Below are 19,525 nucleotides of genomic sequence, written 5' to 3' on the forward strand. Positions count from 1 at the left end.
GCATTACCATGGGAAAATCAACGGAATCACTTGAGGAATTTTACAAACATAAGCTTACGCATCTTTCCCAGAGTCCAGGAAAGGACAGTGGTCTATTCAATATTTTTAGTATTGAAGAAAATATGATTAACGGAACAAGTTCACCAAGCTATATCCGGAGAAACTTTTACAAGATCATGCTTTTTAAAGGGAATAATGTATTCCATTACAGTGACAAAAGCATACCAGTTGAAGGAGATACCTTATTATTCTTTGATCCTAAAACGCCTTATACTTACGATCCTTTGAAACCCGGAATCGTCGGATGGTTTTGTGTCTTTAAAGAAGAGTTTTTTCAGGATACCCAACGGATCAACCTCAGGGAACTGCCTTTATTTTCAGGGGCAGACCATCCGGTATTTAAACTCAATTCCGAAGAGTCTGAAGAAATACGTATGATATTCGAAAAAATCTATAAAGCAAATAATACAGAATACATCTACAAACATGAACTGATCAAAAGCTATATCAGTGAAGTGATCTATCTTGCCATGCAATTCCGTCCCAGTGAAGATATTTCTTTACATTCCGATTCAAATTCGCGCATTACGGCTCTATTTCACGAATTGCTCGACAGAGAGTTCCCGATAGAATCCAAAACAGACCGGTTCGAGTTAAGATCTCCGCGTACAATTGCCGAAAGGCTTTCAATCCATGTCAACTCACTCAACAGAGCTATAAAAACCGTAACAGGCCTTACAACTACGGAACACATTTTTGCTAAGCTCACTGCAGAGGCTAAATCCCTGCTAAAGCATACCCAATGGAATATCGCAGAAATAAGCTATGTTCTGGGGTTCGAGGACCAGGCTCACTTTAATAATTTCTTTAAAAAACAAACGGGTATGAATCCATCTGCCTTCAGACAGGTTTGAATCTGACAAAAAATGGTTTTAATATCACAAAGTAAAGCCGGGTAACGGGATCTACCTTTGTAAAAAAAAGAAATCATGACAGGTACAAAAATCTGGTATATCACCGGAGCTTCAAAAGGGATGGGATTTGCAGTAGCTCAACAATTATTAATTAAAGGCCATTGCGTTGCCGCTACATCCAGGTCTGTAAGCTCATTAGAACCACTTTTTCAGTATGGAGAAAAATTTCTTCCACTGGAAGTTGACCTTAAAAAAGAGAGTTCTATTGCTCAATCCCTGAAGACAACCTATGAAAAGTTTGGGAGACTGGATGTTGTGGTCAATAATGCCGGGTACGGGCTTGGCGGTGCGTTGGAAGAACTTACGTCAGAGGAAATTAATGACAATTTTGAAGTCAACTTTTTTGCTGTCGTTAAAGTTATTCAGCAGGCTTTACCGTATTTAAGAGATCAGAGATCAGGGCATATTATTAATATTTCATCTATAGCCGGCTTTGCTCCCGGAACAGGCTGGTCGATGTATAGTGCTGCAAAATTTGCAGTTAGCGGACTTTCTGAAGCCCTTTCGAATGACCTTAAACCTCTTGGCATCCATGTAACGAATGTACTTCCCGGGTGGTTCCGGACAAACTTTGCCAATACAGATTCCATAGCTTATAATAAAAACAGCATAAAGGATTATGATTACCTTCGGGAGGCCCATGAAAGAATGAATAAATTGAACGGAAACCAGCCGGGAGATCCGGATAAAATAGCAGATGTATTTTTAGAAATAGTTAATAACCCTGCACCGGCTGTCAATTTATTTTTGGGCAGTGATTCTTTCAACAGAGCTCAAAGTAAAATAGAACAGCTTTCCCAGGAAATGAGCAGATGGAAAGATATTTCTTTTTCTACAGATTTTCCCGGATAAAAAACTAAGTTATCAAGACCCTCCATAAACCAGCAAGCTTTTTTATGGAGGTTGTTTTATATAAAACAGGAGCGGACCATTAAAAATTTCTAAATTGCGATCATCAAACAATAACATCCAGTTCTTACAATGCTGACCGATATTATAGCAAAGGATCTCAATATTATCTTCTGTGGAATCAATCCTGGCTTAAAATCTGCGGACGATGGCCATCATTTTTCAGGCAGAAGCAATCGTTTTTGGAAGGTTCTTCATCAATCCGGTTTTACTCCCTACCAAATTGAAGCAGTACATGATACCACGATTCTGGATTTTGGATATGGTCTCACTACGGCTGTAGCAAGACCCACATCGCGGGCAGATGAGCTTTCAAAGGAGGAATTCGACCAGTCTCTTGAAATTTTTAAATCTAAAATCACAACTTTCCACCCCAAATATGTAGCTTTCTTGGGGAAGGCAGCTTATCAGGCCTTTTCTGGAAAAAAACAAATCTCATGGGGAAAACAATCCGAGGATTTCTGCGGAGCTAAAGTCTGGATATTACCAAATCCAAGTGGCCTGAACCGTGGATTTACCTTTGAAGATCTTTTTCACTCTTATTCAGAATTGTATCAGGAAATTCAAAAGTAAAAAGTACTAATATAAATTTTTATATTTTATTTGGCTTGCTTACATATTGATTGCCTTTCACAAAAAACCTCCAGGGCAGAAGGGCATCTTCCTGGGCATAAGCAACTCCTACACGTGGAGATGCCACGATATCATCAGGCGAATAACGAATACCATGATCTTCGATCCAGATTTCTTCCCCCGTCAAATCTTTTTTGTTGAATGTGCGGTCAATTCCCAGAGCTTTGGCTGCTGAACCCGGTCCGGAAGAGATCGCTGCTTTTGTAAAAGGCATATTTCTTCTTTGTTCCATAATTTCTTTCCCTACCAATGGTTCGACTGCCCTTACTAATACCGCGTGCGGTTCATCACGTACCGAGCTTACAATATTGAAGAGATGGTGAATTCCATAGCACAGATATACATACGAAACACCTCCTTCATGATACAGTGTTTCTGTTCTGTCCGTACGCCGTCCTCCATAGGCATGGGAAGCCTTGTCAAGAGCGCCGAAATAAGCTTCAGTTTCAACAATAATACCTGCCGTCACCTGATCACTGATCTGCGTGAAAAGCACTTTTCCCAAAAGGTTTTGAGCGAGAAATATAACGTCCTGGTTCTGATAATAGGAGAGTGGTAGTTTCAAAACAATGGGTTTTAAAATTTAATACAACAAAATTAACGATATAAACAGCAATCTGCTAATCGTCTGTAGATTCTTATTAGATTTGAACTTTAAGATCCTACCTATTCACTAAAATAAAAGTAGTGCATAATAACAAGGTTAGCCGTGGAATCTGCACACTGGTTTTTAAAAGAAAATAGCTCTTAGGTTACATTTGCTATAAAAAGAAATAAAAAATCCCACATTACTGTGGGATTCTTTTTATCTAGGTCCGGGAGGACAATGTTCTTTTAAATATTGGGTAAACAATGTAGCCAGGTGAAGCGAAGTTCCTTCTCCTTCACTGATTGAGTGTGTCCTGTTAGGGTAGGACATCAGCTGGAACTGCTTGTTGTACTTGATCAGCTCATTCACATAGACCTCTGTATTCTGATAATGCACATTATCATCTCCTGTTCCGTGAACCAGCAGAAGGTTCCCTTTCAGATTTTTAGCATAAGCAAGAGGAGATCCGTTTACAAAATCTTCTCTGTTTTCCTGTGGAAGTCCCATATATCTTTCCTGGTAGATATTATCATAGAACAATTGATTAGCCACCGGAGCAATCGCTATCCCTGTCTGATAAATGTCCGGATATTGTCCCAAAAGATTCAGTGTAGAAGAACCGCCACCGCTCCAGCCCCATACGGCAACTCTGGAAGTATCAATATAAGGCCATTTTGCAAATAAAGCTTTAGCTCCCATTGCCTGATCACGGATGTTCAGCTGTCCTATTTTACGGTAAACAGATTTTCTCCATTCACGACCTCTTGGAGCCGGAGTTCCACGATTTTCAAGTGAAACATATAAATAGCCATCCTGTGCCATATCTCCGATATATAAGCCGTTCCAGCCCGTATAAAAGCTATCGGTTACGGTTTGGGCTCCAGGTTCTCCATATACTGTAAAGACGATCGGATATTTTTTATTCGGATCAAAGTTTTTAGGTTTTACCACCCATCCGTCCAGGGTAATTCCATCCTGTGTTGTAATCTGGAAAAATTCTGCCTTAGATCTCGAAGGGTCTGCTTTGGTGGAATTTTTTGCAGCTACCAGTTCTTTATGATCAGGAAGCGATATAATGGAACCATTGGAACGGGCATTAACACTGCTGTTACTAAATATCGCCAGTTTTCCATTGGATGAAATGCTGTATTTGTTAGTTCCAGGATAAGACTCAGGCGTAACCCTTTCGGATTTCCCACCGTTCATGCTCACTTTGTACAAATATTCCTGAGTGGCATTCTTTGGTGAAGCTAAAAAGTAAATCAGTTTGTTAGGAACATCAAAAAATTCCGGTTTTATCACATCAAAATCATCTTTTGTAATCAGTGTTTCTTTTCCGTTCAGGTCTATTTTATAAATGTGTCTCCATCCGTCTTTCTCAGATAACCATAAAAATTCTTTACCATTGTTAATCCAGTCCCATCCGCTCGGATCATTGTCGTTCCAACGGGATTTGATATCGATCCACGCAGGATCCGTTTCGGTATAAATGGTTTTACTGTTTCCTGAATTGGCATCGGCAACAATTACCTTACTCTGGTTTTGTTTTCTGTTCAACTGCTGTAAAATAATAGATTTGGAATCCAACACCCATTCCATTCTCGGAATATAGTTCTGCATTTCATCCCCTGCAATATTTGCTTTTTTTGAGGACTTTGAAGCCAAATCATATAACCAGATGCTACAACCAGAAGGATTTTCTCCAACTTTAGGGTATTCTACCGGAATCGTAAAAGAATATAGGCTATCGGTATTATTGATCATCAGGAAGTTCTTGGTTCCACGTGCATCCAGTTTCCAATAAGCAATTTTACTTCCATCCGGAGACCATCTGAATCCATCCTGAGTCCCGAATTCTTCTTCATAGGCCCAGTCAAAAGTTCCGTTGATGATCCTGTCTGTTCCGTCATTCGTAATTTTACTGTACTTGTTGTTGGAAAGATCTTCGATGTATATGTTATGCTTAGATACATAAGCTACCTTTTTCCCGTCCGGTGAGAATTTGGCAAACATCAGCGATTCACCGGGTAATCCTTTTCCAAGCTGTGTCAGCTTTTTACTGGCTTTATCAAAAATCCAGTAATCACCACGGGTATTGTCCCGCCATACCTTCCGGGTATTGGCAAAAAGCAAAAGGCTTTTTTCATCCGGAGACACCTCGAAACTTTGTACGTCCAGAGCTTCTGAACTTCCGGGTGGAATTAATTCGCTCGAACTTAAAAATGTCTGGTTCTTTCCGGGATTTAATAAATTTACGGTTTCAATTCCGTTTTTGGTAAATGAATAATAAGCATTGCCATCAGGCGTCCATTGTGTTTTTTGCGCCGCAAGAGGCGACAGACACAGGAAACACAGTGCAATGTTAATCAGTTTTTTTATGCTTCTCATATAATAATTAATTAAGATATATGTTCTTTTCTGTAATTCTCAATTTCTTCCACAGTTTTAATCAATCCGTTCCCCAGAAGTTTGTATCCCTCATTCGTAATCACGAAATCATCTTCGATACGTACGCCTCCAAAATTCCGGTATTCATTAACTTTATCGTAATTAATAAATTCTGCATTTTTATTTTCAGCCTGCCATATATCGATCAATTCAGGAATCATATAAATACCCGGTTCAACCGTTACCACGAAACCGGTTTCTAAAGATTTACCTAAACGTAAAGATTTTAGCCCAAATGTTTTTGTATCCTTTGGTTCATCTTCAGTATATCCTACATATTGTTCCCCAAGGTCTTCCATATCATGAACATCAAGCCCCATCATATGTCCTAATCCACACTGAAAAAATAGGGTATGGGCATGATTTTTTACTGCTTCTTCCGGATTTCCCTTCATTAATCCTAAATCGACAAGTCCGTCTACCAGATGCCGGGACGCTTGTAAATGAATATCCCTGAATTTTACACCTGGTTTTAAAAGACGCTGGGCATTTTCAAAAGCATTCAGAACTACCTCATAGATTTCCTTTTGCTGGGTACTGAAAGTTGTACTCACAGGAAATGTTCTGGTGAGATCCCCGGCATATCCCATTGCTGTTTCAGCTCCTGAGTCATTCAGGAAAAGATCTCCGTCTTTCAAAGTATTAAGGCGGTAGTGATTGTGCAGGATGCCTCCGTTTATCGTTACGATTGGCGGATAGGACATCTGGCATTCTTTATCTCCTGCCAGGTGCTGAATTGCATTGGCAATTTCATATTCTTTAACTCCGGGTCTTGCCATGCGCATTGCCAGCAGATGCATATCATTGGATACATTTACAGCCTGTTCTATCTGAACGATCTCTTGAGGTTCCTTTACCGAACGTTGTTTTACAATCGCTTTGATCATCTCTACAGAGGGCTGTAATTCTGCTACTTTAATTCCCAAAAGATCACTTAGCAAAATTTTATTGAAAGATTGATATGGTGGAAGATAGTGCACCTTCCGGTTAGCTGTTTTTGCCTTCAGAATGTATTGGGAAAGTTCCCTGTAGGGTAAAGTTTCTGATACTCCTGATTTCTGGCTTTTCTCTTTCAGTGTTTCCTGTCTTCCCATCCATATGATATCATCGATGCTCAACTCGTCGCCGAAAATAATCGTTTTATTTTCATCGATGTCAATGATAGCGGCAATACGAGGTTCCTGAATTCCAAAATAATACAGAAAAGTACTATCCTGGCGGAAATAATAAGGATTATGTTCAAAATTAACAGGGTTCTCTATATTCCCTAAAAACAAAAGAATCCCGTTCTTTATACTGCCTTGTAATGCAGTTCGTCTATCCTGATAAGTCTGTGGTGAAAACATATAATGCATATAATTTTGATAAGGTTTAAAGTTACAATTTTGTTATATTTCTAAAGGATTTGTTCACGAAAAATAAATAGCAGGTAAAGTTTGGATTTTAAAATGATATACAGTGTTTATATTTTGCTTAAATTCGACCATATTTTAACACCATATTCTTTCATCACAAAATTCTGATCCTGTATGAAAAGTCTTCAGTTTTCAGTTCCTGCTGATACCAGCAAAAGCATCCGTATTCAAGAGGATATTATGCCTAACTTCTACCCCCATTTTCATCGGCATACCGAAGTCCAGATCATGTGGATCATTGAAGGACATGGAACATTAGCCATAGAACAAAACCTTTTTGCTTTTGAAGCCGGTGATATTTTCTATATCGGAGCCAATCAGTCACATGTTTTCAAAGGTGATTTTAATAAAGGAGAAAAACAAAAAGTTCATGCCGTATCCATCTTCTTTGATCCCCATAAAAAATTATCTCCCATCTTTAACCTACCCGAATTTGAAGAGTTGAAACATTTTATGGATCACTCTGAAGTGGGCTTCCAGATCGCTTCTGAGGTAAAAGCCGAGATAAGCGTCAGCATCAACGAATTGAAAAAATCGAAGGGTATAGATCAAATTCTAAGCTTTATAAAGATCCTCACTCATTTGATGCAAAACAGAAATCTACACATTCCATTATCAGCAGAAAAAAATATGCCTGTTGAGATTTCTAATTATGATCAACGCATCATAGATGCCCAAAACTATATCAGGAAAAATTTTGCCCAGAATAAGCTGACTCTTGATCGTATTGCGAAGGAAGCATGTATGACTCCACAGGCTTTTTGCCGCTCTTTTAAAAAGAGGACCGGAATTACTTATATTGAATTCCTTAATGAATTACGGGTACAACGCGCATGCAAACTGCTGATCTCTTCCACCATGTACAATATCTCGTCAGTAGCTTTTAACAGTGGTTTTACGAGCCTGACTAATTTTAACCGGGTTTTTAAATCAATTATGAAGCATTCTCCCAAAGAATATCTTAAGCGGTACAAAGACACCATTTTGGATTAAAAAGACACCATGTTAAAATATGGTTACAATTCATTAAAATATTAACATTCATCGATTTAAAATTCCGGTAGTTTTGGAGAAAAATATAATTTGATTATGAATACAAAACTTAACTGGGAAGGTATTTATCCGGCAGTGTTGACTCCATTCACAAAAGAGGGGAATATAGATTTTGAAATGTTTGCTAAAAATACAGAAGCTCAGATTGAAGCGGGTGTCCATGGAATCATATTGGCTGGAACATTAGGAGAGGCAAGCGCTTTGGAAACAGAGGAAAAATTTGAACTATTAAAATATGCAAAGAAGATTACAGCTGGAAGAATCCCTGTCATTTTGAATCTTTCTGAGAATACTACAAAAAATGCAATCAACTTTGCAAAGAAAGCTAAAGAACTAGATGCAGATGGATTGATGTTACTTCCTCCTATGAGATATAAAGCGGACAGCCGTGAAGTCGTAGAATATTTTAAAGCCGTAGCAACTGCGACTGATCTTCCTATTCTTATTTATAATAATCCTGTTGATTACGGAATTTATGTAACTCTTGATATGTTTGAAGAGCTTATTGCTTATCCTACAATCCAGGCCGTTAAAGAATCTACAAGAGATCTGGCCAATGTTACCAGAATGATCAACCGTTTTGGCAAAAGAATTAAAATTCTTGGTGGTGTAGATACCATTTGCCTTGAAACTCTGATACTTGGTGCTGACGGTCTTGTTGCGGGTTTGGTCGATGCATTCCCTAATGAAACAATGGCAATGTATAACCATGCTAAAGCTGGAAACTATGATAAAGCAGTTACGATCTACAGATGGTTCATGCCTTTACTGGAATTGGATATTCATCCTAAACTTATTCAATACATCAAACTTGCAGCAACCGCAGAAGGGATAAGCAATCCTTATGTAAGAGCTCCAAGATTAGAACTTCAAGGCGAAGAAGCTGAAAAAATCAATACAATTATTGCAGATGGAATAGCGAATCGTCCCTCATTAGATTAATGTCATAGATACAGTTATGATTGAAGAAACATCAAAAGAAACTATTGATAGGAAAATTCAGAAGGCAACTGAGGCTTATCAGTTCCTGAAGAATTCAACGATAAAGGAACGTGCGGCGTTAATGAACGCTATAGCAGATAAAATTGAATCCCTGGGAGATGAACTTCTGGAGACAGCACATGCTGAGACTTCATTACCTATGACCAGACTTGCAGGTGAAAAAGCAAGAACAATAGGACAATGGAGAGGTTATGCTAAAGCAGTAGCAATAGGGATCTACACCGAACCAAGAATTGATCTTCCTCAACCGGATAAACAAAAAGGAGATCTGAGAAAATACAATATAGGATTGGGTCCTGTAGTGGTTTTTGGAGCCAGTAACTTTCCATTTGCATTTTCTACTGCGGGAGGAGATACTGCCAGTGCAATAGGTGCAGGAAATCCTGTTATTGTAAAAGTACATCCTGCACATCCCAAAACTTCGCAGATCATGGCAGAGGCTATAACAGAAGTGATAAAGGAACAAGAATGGCCTGAAGGTATATTCAGCGATATTACAGGAATATCAAATGATGTTGGAGCTTATTTAACTCAACATAAAGATATTAAGGCTGTTGCTTTTACCGGTTCATTTGCTGGTGGGAAAGCTTTATTTGACCTCGCCAATCAGCGCGAGGAACCTATTCCTGTATTTGCAGAAATGGGAAGCATCAATCCTGTATTTGCCTTTCAGAGTGTATTCCAAAACAGAGCAGAAGAATTGGCAAAGGAATATGCTGCTTCTTTAACATTGGGTGCAGGTCAATTCTGTACCAATCCTGGTGTATTTATAGCGTTGAAAGGAGAGGGACTGAATAGATTTGTCAATGCACTAAAAAAAGAAATTCAAGGGATTACTCCTGCCAACATGCTTCATAAAGGAATTTTTGAAAATTTTGAAAAACATAAAAGGACAGCTTCAACACAACCAGAGGTTCACCTTATTGCCGAATCTCATACGGAAGCCCAGGAATGGCAAGGACGTGCAAGTGTGATACAGACCAGCGGCAGAAACTTCATTAAAAATCATCTTTTAAGTGAAGAAGTTTTCGGGCCTTTTGGTATCGTTGTCGAATGTGAGAGTCATGAAGAAATTATTCAAATTGCTCAACAGTTAAAAGGACAGTTAACCATAACCGTAGCAGCTACAGTTGAAGATGCACGTGAAAATTCTGATGTGATTAATCTTTTAAAAGATAAATGCGGAAGATTATTATTCAACGGAATGCCAACAGGTGTTGAAGTTGTTTATGCCATGCAGCACGGAGGACCTTTTCCATCTACCACAGATACCCGTTTTACATCAGTAGGACCGGATGCCGTGAAACGATTTGTCCGTCCGATCTCTTTTCAGAACTGGCCGGATGAATTTCTGCCGGAAGAATTAAAGAATGAAAATTCACTACAAATTAACAGAATTGTTGATGGAAAAATTCATTCAGGACCAATAAAATTATAACAGATGAACAGAACATTTTTTTGTATCGACTCCCATACTTGTGGATGCCCTGTACGCCTTGTGGCTGGTGGTGGACCCATGCTGGAAGGGAATTCGATGATGGAACGCCGGCTTCATTTTATGAAAGAATATGACTGGATCCGAAAAGGATTGATGTTTGAGCCAAGGGGGCACGATATGATGAGTGGCAGTATCCTTTATCCACCTATTGATGAAGCTAATGATGTCGGTGTTTTATATATTGAAACCAGTGGATGCCTTCCCATGTGTGGGCATGGAACCATCGGAACAGTCACCATCGCTATAGAAGAAGGCTTGGTTGTTCCAAAGGTTCCCGGGAAATTACGGCTGGAAACTCCCGCTGGCCTTATTCTTATTGATTATGTTGAGGAAGGAAAGAAAGTAAAATCTGTAAAACTAACGAATGTAAAATCTTTTCTGTACGCCGAAGATCTGGAAGTAGATTGTTCGGGTTTGGGGTCTATAAGAGTAGATGTAGCCTATGGTGGTAACTTTTATGGAATTATCGATCCTCAGGAAAATTTCAAAGATATCTCGGGTTTTACAGCCAGCCAGTTAATCCATTATGGAAAAATGATCAGAAAGCTTTTGAATGAAAGATATAGTTTCATTCATCCTGAAGATGAAAACATTACAGGATTAAGCCACATTCAGTGGACAGGTAAGCCTACAGATCCTAAAGCAAGTGGACGTAACGCAGTTTTAGTAGGTGAAAATGCTCTGGATCGTTCTCCTTGTGGTACGGGAACTTCTGCAAGAATGGCGCAATGGTATGCTAAAGGAAAACTAAAAGAAGGCGAGGAATTCATTCACGAAAGTTATATCGGATCCCAATTTATAGGCCGGATTGAAGGAACCACAACCGTTGCCGGAAAATCAGCCATTATCCCTTCAGTTGAAGGCTGGGCGAGAATTACAGGGTATAATCATATTATTATTGACGACGAAGATCCATACTGGTTAGGATTTCAGGTTATGTAAACAGACAAATGACACAAAATAAAGGAAAAGCACTGGTTATTGGTGCAGGAATCGTAGGATTAAGCTCTGCATACTACCTCTTACAAAAAGGCTGGCAGGTAGAAATTCTGGAACAGAATGATCTGTCCAACAATTGCTCTTATGGCAATGCAGGAATGATTGTTCCGAGTCATTTTACACCTTTAGCTGCACCAGGAGTAGTGACACAAGGTATCCGATGGATGTTTGACAGTAAGAGTCCATTTTATGTAAGACCTTCACTAAGCCCACAACTACTATCCTGGGGGTTGAAATTTTTAAAACATTCCAATCAGAAGCATGTAGATCGTTCTGCATCGGCTATCCGGGATCTTAATTTAGCAAGCAGCCAGCTTTATAATGAGCTCGCTAAAAAAGAAGAATTTAATTTTGAGCTTACTCAGAATGGAATCCTTATGCTTTATAAAACAGAAAAAGTCGCTGAAGAAGAAATTGAACTTGCTCATACTGCTATCAAATTAGGACTGCCTGTTGAGATTCTTGATCAGAAAGAAATTCAAAGCTTAGAGCCGCATGCTAAGCTGGATGTCATTGGTGGAATTAATTATAAATGTGATGGTCACATGAATCCTATAAAACTGATGAGTCAGATGATCTCATATCTTAAAAATAATGGGGTTGTTTTCTATACTCAACATGAGGTAACGGGATTTGAAATACAAGGAAGAACAATTAAAGGCATTATTGCAAATGGCAAAAAATTCACTGCAGATCAGTATGTAATGACGGGAGGGTCTTTTCTTCCGGAACTGGCACAAAAAGCAGAAATTAAAATCCATTTAATGCCTGGTAAAGGATATTCATTCATGCATCAACCAGACAACCCATCCAACAAACTGGAACACGCTGCATTATTACTGGAAGCCAGAGTAGCAGTAACGCCAATGGGAGGACAAATACGCTTTGGGGGTACCATGGAGCTTGCACCTCATCGTGATAAAAAGAACATGAACAGAGTAGAAGGTATTGTACAATCAATCCCTAAGTATATGCCGGACTTTCAGGTACAAATACCAAAAGAATCTGATGTTTGGTTTGGATACAGACCCTGTGCTCCAGACGGACTTCCATATTTAGGACAATCTTCAAAACTTGACAATTTAATTATTGCAGGCGGCGGTGGAATGATGGGACTCAGTCTTGGACCCGTTTTTGGAAAAACAGTTTCCGAAATCGCCAATGGTCAAAAACCAACAGCCGATATCAGCAAATTCAATCCCGAAAGATTTAGCTAAAAATTACATTTTACATTCGACATTTTACAATTCAACACCAAAATCACACCATAACTAATTAATAATGAAAACAACACCTATCACAATGATGCTATTATTACTCAATTTCCTGCTTTGCTATTCATGTGAAAGCAAAGAATTGGAGACCATAACAGACCAGCCAGAGGCAAAACCCACAACTATGGCTAAGAATGTTTCTTTAATCGGCGAACAGAGAGAATACACTTTTTCACCCGAAGCAGGTGGAGAGAGAAGTTACTACATTTCGATTCCTGAAAATTATGACGATACTAAAAAATACCGTTTGGTTTTTGTTTTTGCAGGAACAGATTCGACCGGAGAATTTATGCATGAATGGATGGGACAAGGTTGGAATTCCAACACTCCTGGACTGGAAAAATTAATGGACAATACTATTTTTGTTTATCCTGATCAGAAATACATATGGGGTACTGGAACAGGTTGGGCTCTTGGAAGCTATGCCGGACAATATGGAGGAATGCATGATATTCAATTCACAAAAGAACTTCTTGCATTGATCAAAAATGAATATACCATTGATAACAACCGTATTTTTGCTACCGGACATTCCTGGGGCGGTGATATGACCAATGTTACAGCTTATTTCTTAAATGGAGTATTCACAGCTATTGCTCCCATAGCATCCAATAGACCATTTTGGTTTGAAAATAGCAATGGTAATTATGTTGCTAATTCCAATTATCACGGAAACACGGCCGTCTGGGTGTTCTTTGGGCTTAATGATGACCATTTTGGTAACATCAGTCCTAACGGGCTCTTCGGAATACAGCAAGCTGATTTCTGGAGACTGAAAAACGGAACAAGCAGTACCCCCACATCTACACCAATTGGAAGCAGTACAGATGTTACAAAAACGTATGGTGGGGGCACAGCAGCCGTAAAGCTTAGCCTTTATAAAACCGGACAATACTCAGGCAGTGGCAGTCTTCCTGGTCACCAACCACCAGATTATTACTTCAAAGCAGTAACAGATTGGTTCAAAACTTTTTAATTGACACATTTCTAAAACAAAACATCACCATTTAAAACAACCTAAAATTTCCCTCCTACTGAAGGGTTACAAATCAAAGATTTGACGGGTGGTCTATTAAAAATAATAAATATATAGTTGAATGTTGAAAAGGCTTAATGACCAACAATGGCGTTAAGCCCTTTCTGATTAATATCATTACCCATTTTACAGTTATTTATGTAATTTTATAATCATTAAAATATTCTTATGCATTATCAAGACGATACCATCATCATACGTGAGTTTACCCCTCAGGAATTACCTCTTTTTCTTTCTCTTTTCGAAAATAAAAACGTTACCAGCTTTCTGCCCCATAAAACCCATCAGGAATATATAGAAATGTTCGAAAAAGCTTTATCAGATTATAAAGAAGGTTCACTCAGCAGATGGGGAATTTTTAATGCTGAAAATAATGACTTTATAGGAATGGGGGTTGCCAGAATCTTTGCAGATCATCCTGAACAAACCGAAATCGGATACGTACTCAGTGAAAATTATTGGGGAAAAGGGGTAGCAACTCTTGTATGCAAAGCCCTTGTCGGGTATTGTCTTTCACTAAGAGAAACAAAAGATATCGTTGCCGTAACTGATCTGGATAATATCGCATCACAAAAAGTTCTTGTTAAAAATGGCTTTAACAGGATGGAAAACCTGGCAAGGGAAAATGAGGAATTGGCCTATTTTATATTTCAGAAAAATTAAATAAGTATGTTTGTTTAATTCTGCCCGGTTTGCGGAAAAAACATCTCACTTCTCATTCCCACTCAGAGATTTCTTATTTGCATAGTAATTTCTAATCCCTGTTGAAATCTGCAAGGAATAATCGGTGGTTACATAATTTTCTCCTTTGTAGCTGATCCCATTTGCACCCGGCGCAATATCTTTAAAAAATTGCCTGAATGATTCCTGGGAATAATTCTGCCGTGTTGTAGAACTTTTAAAATCACCAAGAGGCAAAGTAACGCCTCTATCATTAACTGCTGCATTTCCGTGACAAGAGATACAGGATGAGACAGGATTATCAATCGGACCATTAAGCCTTCCACCCAATCCATGATATTTGAGAAAAGCAGCATAATAATTTTCTTTCGACCCGATCAATGCAGGATTAATAAATGATTCCGTTAATTCCCGGTTGATAAATGCACCATCCCGGTTAAGATCCTTCACCACACCCGAATCATTCCCCCAACTTAATCCTACCGGAACCATTCTCTCCCAGACTGTTTTTCCTTTCCCTGATCCGTCATACATAAACGTGCCGTATACCCAGCCCGTTTTTAAAGCTCTACGATCTTTTACAGCAATATCGATCTGCAGTAACCGAACAGTACGATCAATTCTTTTTTTGTTGACACACTCGGCATTGGGATTGCACAAATAAATATTTGCTTTCCATTCAAGCGTATTGTTCAGGAAGGGAAGCTTTTTGGTATCGGCATCTGTAAACAACAACTTAAAACTTACCGTTCCTTCGGGGAAATGGGATTTCCCGGGATCAGGACTTTGTTTTGCTCCCGGCCAGACTTGCCCTAACGTATATCCTCCCGGAGAATTATACATACCGACTGCCCAGTTTTCCAGCTCAACATCCTGAAGATCGTGCAGTTTGTATTTTGGGGTTGCAAATTCTCTTGTCATGCCATGGATATATTCCCGACCATTTCCTATATAGTCAGTACCTGCATATTTTTCATCATCGTGAAGCCAGGGTGCATGGTACCATTTTCTGATCCGGTTTTCCTGACCTCTGAAATCCACGTCTGTATTACCTTCCAGACAATAGTATAAAACCTTATGCATGTAAAGCTGAGGATTTTTGGTGAAATCAATACTTTGCCAGGGATAATTTTCTAAAACCAATTCTTTAGGATAGTCCTGACTCAGCTCAAAAGGTTTCAATCCCACAGGAGGCACATAATTAGCATTATAGCTTGGATATAAAGATGCAGTATATATGATCTTTTTTGTTATCGTTCCTTTCTTGGAAGACACTCTATTTTGAAGGGATTGCTGGCAGCCAACCAGAAAAATAAGTACCATTAAAATACTTAAGAACTCTAATCTTTGTCTCATATCAATAGTTTGATCATAAAGATAACAGGTTAATCTTAAAGCGAGTAGGGGTCTTTTAAAACTTAATATGTACTATGAAAAAAGTTCTCTATGCAGCTTTTCAAGATCTCTTCAGAATAAATAATTACTGTCCTGACGGGTGGCCAATCGACAATTTTACAAAATGGCTATATATTCCCACCTGAAAAACATTTCATTAATAAAAGAAAATGTTATAACTTGCAGTCATTATGATGTCCAAACGTTGCAAATATGCTTTAAAAGCAATGGTCAGGTTAGCAAGAAATTACAATCAGGGCTTTCTGCCTACGTCTGTTATAGCACAAGATGAGCATATTCCCAGAAAATTTTTAGAACAAATTCTTTTAGAGCTGAAGAGGGTAAAACTGGTGAACAGCAAACAGGGAAAAACAGGAGGATATTATTTACTGAAATCTCCTGACGAAGTTTCTCTCGCTGATATTTACAGGATTTTCGACGGTCCTATTGCATTGGCGCCATGTGTTTCCTTAAACTTTTATGAACCCTGTGATGATTGTGTGGATGAAGAAACCTGCTATCTAAGAAATGAATTTATTATCGTAAGGGAAAAAACAAGAAAAAGCATGATGGAGGCCACTCTGACTACGTTTATGAAAAAAAAATTAGTTTTTTTTTAATTTTAAATACTACTAATTTGGTAGGATTAATAGGATTATATATATTTGCAGGAATAATTTCAATCTCAAATGGAAAATAATCTGAAAAAAGAATTCGAAAAACTGCTTGAAGAAGTCTCTGACCATGCTGTTAATACTGAGTTTCTACAATTACTTGCAGAAAGGTTTCCGGGTGAGGTTATTTTTTCAACAAGCTTCAGCTACGAAGATCAAATAATCACTCACCTGATAAAAAATCTTGATATTGATATTTTCACGTTGGATACCGGGAGGCTCTTTGAACAAACCTATGAAACATGGACAGCCAGCAGGGCTTTCTTTAAAAAGAACATCAAAGCCTATTATCCCGATACGGAAGAAATAAGAGAGTTTGTTTCACAAAACGGACCGGACTCATTTTATCAATCGGTGGAGCAGAGGAAGGCATGCTGTACAATCCGTAAAGTACACCCTTTGAAAAAGGCATTGCAGGGTTATAAAGTATGGATAACAGGATTGAGATCCGAACATTCTGTCAACAGACAAAATATGCCGCAATTGGAATGGGACGAAGATAACAGGATCATCAAATTCCATCCATTGCTTCACTGGACTTCAGACCAGGTCCTGGAGTATGTTCAGACGAACCACTTACCCTATAATCATCTGCATAAAAAAGGATTCGTCAGCATTGGCTGTGAGCCCTGTACAAGAGCTGTAAAAGAAGGTGAAGATTTCAGGGCAGGCCGCTGGTGGTGGGAAGATGCCAGTAAAAAAGAATGCGGTTTACATATCCATAAATAAAGAAAAAAAATATGTCAAAATATCATTTAAATTATCTCGACCAGTTAGAATCTGAGTCTATTTATATCTTAAGGGAGGTCGCGGGACAGTTTGAGCGGCCCGCATTGCTGTTCAGTGGAGGAAAAGACAGTATTGTTCTGGCTCATCTTGCTTCAAAAGCATTTCGTCATGGGAAGATCCCTTTTACATTTGTTCATGTGGATACCGGACATAACTTTCCGGAGGTCCTTAATTTCAGGGATCAGCTGGTGAAAGAGCTGGAAGTGGACCTTGTTGTAAGAAAAGTAGAAGATACGATAAAAGCTAAAAGCCTTACAGAACCTAAAGGTAAATTTCCAAGCAGGAATTGGCTGCAAACCTATACTTTACTGGATACCATTGAAGAATTTGAATTTGATGCCTGCATAGGAGGTGCCCGCAGAGATGAAGAAAAAGCTAGGGCGAAGGAAAGAATTTTTTCTGTGCGTGATGAATTCGGACAATGGGATCCTAAACTCCAGCGTCCCGAACTATGGAATATCTTCAATGGAAAAATTCATAAGGGAGAAAATGTAAGAATTTTTCCGATCAGCAACTGGACCGAACTTGATGTCTGGAATTATATCCGAAGAGAAAAAATTGAATTGCCATCAATTTACTTTTCGCATGACAGGGAGGTGGTAGATTTTAACGGACAATGGATTGCCAATTCGGAACATGCTTCCTTAGAAAGCCACGATTTTATTACTACAAAAAAAATACGGTATCGTACGGTAGGCGATATGACCTGTACCGCAGCGGTTGAATCTCATGCTGTAACCATAGATGCAGTGATCGAAGAAATTGTTGCAACCCGCATTTCCGAACGTGGAGAAACAAGGATCGACGACCGTGTAACAGAAGCCGCTATGGAAGATAGAAAAAAAGGAGGCTACTTTTAATCGTGTATCATCTATCATTTATCACTAATCATTGATCATTTATAACTAACAGATATGGATATTTTAAGATTTATAACAGCAGGAAGTGTTGATGACGGTAAAAGTACCCTTATCGGAAGACTGTTGTACGATAGCAAAAGTATTTTACAGGATCAGTTGGAAGTCCTTGAAAAACATTCTAAAAATAAAAATGAAGATGGAGTGGACCTGGCGCTTTTAACGGATGGTTTACGTTCTGAAAGAGAGCAGGGAATTACCATTGACGTCGCTTACAGGTACTTTTCAACAGCTAAAAGAAAATTTATTATAGCCGATGCTCCCGGCCATGTGCAATATACCCGGAATATGATCACCGGAGCTTCCAATTCGGATCTGATGGTCATCCTTATTGATGCACGTAAAGGAGTCATTGAACAAACAAGAAGACATTCTATCATCGCTTCATTACTCAAGCTGAAAAAAGTAGTTGTAGCCATTAATAAAATGGATATGGTCGATTATTCGGAAGAAGTTTTTGAAAGCATTAAATCCGATTATTCCAAGATTGCCGATAATCTGGACTTACATGACGTAAGCTATTTTCCCATTTCAGCACTGAAAGGAGATAATATTGTAAGCTTATCTTCTAAAACGGAATGGTATAAGGGAAACGCTCTTCTGGAATACCTGGAACAGGTAACCCTTGATGAAGAATTGAATAGTGGAAGCCGTTTCCAGGTACAGTATGTAATTCGTCCACAGACAGAGGAATTACATGATTACAGGGGATATGCAGGACAGATATTAAGTGGGAAATTTCAAAAAGGGGACAAAATCCAGATATTTCCGGCTGTTTCATCAAGTGAAATCACAGCAATTGAAATTAATGGAAAAGAAGTTGAAGAAGCCTTTGAAGGACAACCTGCCGTCATTCACATTGCTGATGATCTGGATATTGGGAGAGGTGATCTTTTTGCGACCGAAGAACAGCTTCCCATTATAGAAAAAGATCTGGAAGTACTCTTATGCTGGCTCGACCAGAAATCATTACAGCCCGGTAATAAATACCTGTTACAACAGAATAGCAGACTTGTAAAAACAGTAGTAAAAGCAGTAGACTATAAGATCAATGTCAATACGCTGGTACAGGAACAGGCTGATGGGGAGATAAAGCTGAATGAGATCGTTAAGGTTACCCTGAGAACAGCACAACCTCTTGCTTACGATAGTTTTATTAATAACAAAAGAACCGGATCTGCAATTTTGGTGGATGAAACATCTAATTCTACGGTGGCAGCATGCATAATTCAATAAAAA

At 38.8% G+C, this 19,525-nt stretch carries 18 protein-coding genes; 14 read left to right on the forward strand and 4 right to left on the reverse strand.

Features of this window, described 5'->3' with window-relative positions:
* Positions 1-8 precede the first annotated feature (8 nt).
* From ACJ5H0_RS03375 to mug, 3 genes are all read left to right on the forward strand, one after another.
* Positions 9-914, forward strand: a complete 906-nt coding sequence (locus tag ACJ5H0_RS03375; protein ID WP_411247214.1) for a helix-turn-helix domain-containing protein — start codon at positions 9-11, stop codon at positions 912-914.
* 75 nt (positions 915-989) lie between these two features.
* On the forward strand, positions 990-1,826 hold the full coding sequence (locus ACJ5H0_RS03380; protein WP_411247216.1) for an SDR family NAD(P)-dependent oxidoreductase: 837 nt from the start codon (positions 990-992) through the stop codon (positions 1,824-1,826).
* Positions 1,827-1,955: 129 nt separating this feature from the next.
* Positions 1,956-2,456: a G/U mismatch-specific DNA glycosylase gene (gene mug, locus ACJ5H0_RS03385; RefSeq protein ID WP_411247218.1), complete on the forward strand. Its 501-nt coding sequence runs from the start codon at positions 1,956-1,958 to the stop codon at positions 2,454-2,456.
* Between the two features lie 19 nt (positions 2,457-2,475).
* Here mug and ACJ5H0_RS03390 read toward each other — a convergent pair whose 3' ends face one another.
* From ACJ5H0_RS03390 to ACJ5H0_RS03400, 3 genes are all read right to left on the reverse strand, one after another.
* Positions 2,476-3,081 (reverse strand): DNA-3-methyladenine glycosylase, encoded by a 606-nt coding sequence (locus ACJ5H0_RS03390; RefSeq protein ID WP_273648094.1) that lies wholly within the window; start codon positions 3,079-3,081, stop codon positions 2,476-2,478.
* 240 nt (positions 3,082-3,321) lie between these two features.
* Positions 3,322-5,493: a S9 family peptidase gene (locus tag ACJ5H0_RS03395; protein WP_172282559.1), complete on the reverse strand. Its 2,172-nt coding sequence runs from the start codon at positions 5,491-5,493 to the stop codon at positions 3,322-3,324.
* Between the two features lie 11 nt (positions 5,494-5,504).
* Positions 5,505-6,899, reverse strand: a complete 1,395-nt coding sequence (locus tag ACJ5H0_RS03400) for an aminopeptidase P family protein (RefSeq protein ID WP_411247220.1) — start codon at positions 6,897-6,899, stop codon at positions 5,505-5,507.
* Positions 6,900-7,082: 183 nt separating this feature from the next.
* Between ACJ5H0_RS03400 and ACJ5H0_RS03405 the strand changes: the two genes are divergently transcribed.
* The 7 genes from ACJ5H0_RS03405 to ACJ5H0_RS03435 all read left to right on the forward strand — a co-directional run bounded on the left by ACJ5H0_RS03405 (position 7,083) and on the right by ACJ5H0_RS03435 (position 14,493).
* Complete coding sequence (locus ACJ5H0_RS03405) at positions 7,083-7,961, forward strand: AraC family transcriptional regulator (RefSeq protein ID WP_273648097.1); 879 nt, start codon at positions 7,083-7,085, stop codon at positions 7,959-7,961.
* Positions 7,962-8,057: 96 nt separating this feature from the next.
* A complete protein-coding gene (locus ACJ5H0_RS03410; protein WP_273648098.1) occupies positions 8,058-8,963 on the forward strand; it encodes a dihydrodipicolinate synthase family protein in 906 nt (301 codons plus the stop codon).
* 16 nt (positions 8,964-8,979) lie between these two features.
* The gene (locus ACJ5H0_RS03415) at positions 8,980-10,461 is read left to right on the forward strand and encodes an aldehyde dehydrogenase (NADP(+)) (RefSeq protein ID WP_411247222.1); all 1,482 of its coding nucleotides are present in this window, start codon (positions 8,980-8,982) and stop codon (positions 10,459-10,461) included.
* A gap of 3 nt (positions 10,462-10,464) precedes the next feature.
* A complete protein-coding gene (locus tag ACJ5H0_RS03420; RefSeq protein ID WP_411247223.1) occupies positions 10,465-11,463 on the forward strand; it encodes a 4-hydroxyproline epimerase in 999 nt (332 codons plus the stop codon).
* An 8-nt stretch (positions 11,464-11,471) separates the two neighbouring features.
* Complete coding sequence (locus ACJ5H0_RS03425; protein WP_411247225.1) at positions 11,472-12,737, forward strand: NAD(P)/FAD-dependent oxidoreductase; 1,266 nt, start codon at positions 11,472-11,474, stop codon at positions 12,735-12,737.
* 64 nt (positions 12,738-12,801) lie between these two features.
* A complete protein-coding gene (locus ACJ5H0_RS03430; protein ID WP_411247227.1) occupies positions 12,802-13,770 on the forward strand; it encodes a CE1 family esterase in 969 nt (322 codons plus the stop codon).
* 228 nt (positions 13,771-13,998) lie between these two features.
* On the forward strand, positions 13,999-14,493 hold the full coding sequence (locus ACJ5H0_RS03435) for a GNAT family N-acetyltransferase (protein WP_172282555.1): 495 nt from the start codon (positions 13,999-14,001) through the stop codon (positions 14,491-14,493).
* A 45-nt stretch (positions 14,494-14,538) separates the two neighbouring features.
* Here ACJ5H0_RS03435 and ACJ5H0_RS03440 read toward each other — a convergent pair whose 3' ends face one another.
* On the reverse strand, positions 14,539-15,867 hold the full coding sequence (locus tag ACJ5H0_RS03440) for a hypothetical protein (RefSeq protein ID WP_411247230.1): 1,329 nt from the start codon (positions 15,865-15,867) through the stop codon (positions 14,539-14,541).
* 230 nt (positions 15,868-16,097) lie between these two features.
* Between ACJ5H0_RS03440 and ACJ5H0_RS03445 the strand changes: the two genes are divergently transcribed.
* The 4 genes from ACJ5H0_RS03445 (at position 16,098) to ACJ5H0_RS03460 (ending at position 19,522) form a co-directional block, all read left to right on the forward strand.
* Positions 16,098-16,526: an RrF2 family transcriptional regulator gene (locus ACJ5H0_RS03445; protein ID WP_411247233.1), complete on the forward strand. Its 429-nt coding sequence runs from the start codon at positions 16,098-16,100 to the stop codon at positions 16,524-16,526.
* A gap of 69 nt (positions 16,527-16,595) precedes the next feature.
* Complete coding sequence (locus ACJ5H0_RS03450; protein WP_345988214.1) at positions 16,596-17,309, forward strand: phosphoadenylyl-sulfate reductase; 714 nt, start codon at positions 16,596-16,598, stop codon at positions 17,307-17,309.
* An 11-nt stretch (positions 17,310-17,320) separates the two neighbouring features.
* Complete coding sequence (gene cysD, locus ACJ5H0_RS03455; protein ID WP_172282547.1) at positions 17,321-18,229, forward strand: sulfate adenylyltransferase subunit CysD; 909 nt, start codon at positions 17,321-17,323, stop codon at positions 18,227-18,229.
* Positions 18,230-18,283: 54 nt separating this feature from the next.
* On the forward strand, positions 18,284-19,522 hold the full coding sequence (locus ACJ5H0_RS03460; RefSeq protein WP_411247236.1) for a sulfate adenylyltransferase subunit 1: 1,239 nt from the start codon (positions 18,284-18,286) through the stop codon (positions 19,520-19,522).
* Positions 19,523-19,525 lie beyond the last annotated feature (3 nt).

This window comes from Chryseobacterium proteolyticum (assembly GCF_046591535.1).
GTDB classification, from domain to species: Bacteria; Bacteroidota; Bacteroidia; order Flavobacteriales; family Weeksellaceae; genus Chryseobacterium; species Chryseobacterium proteolyticum.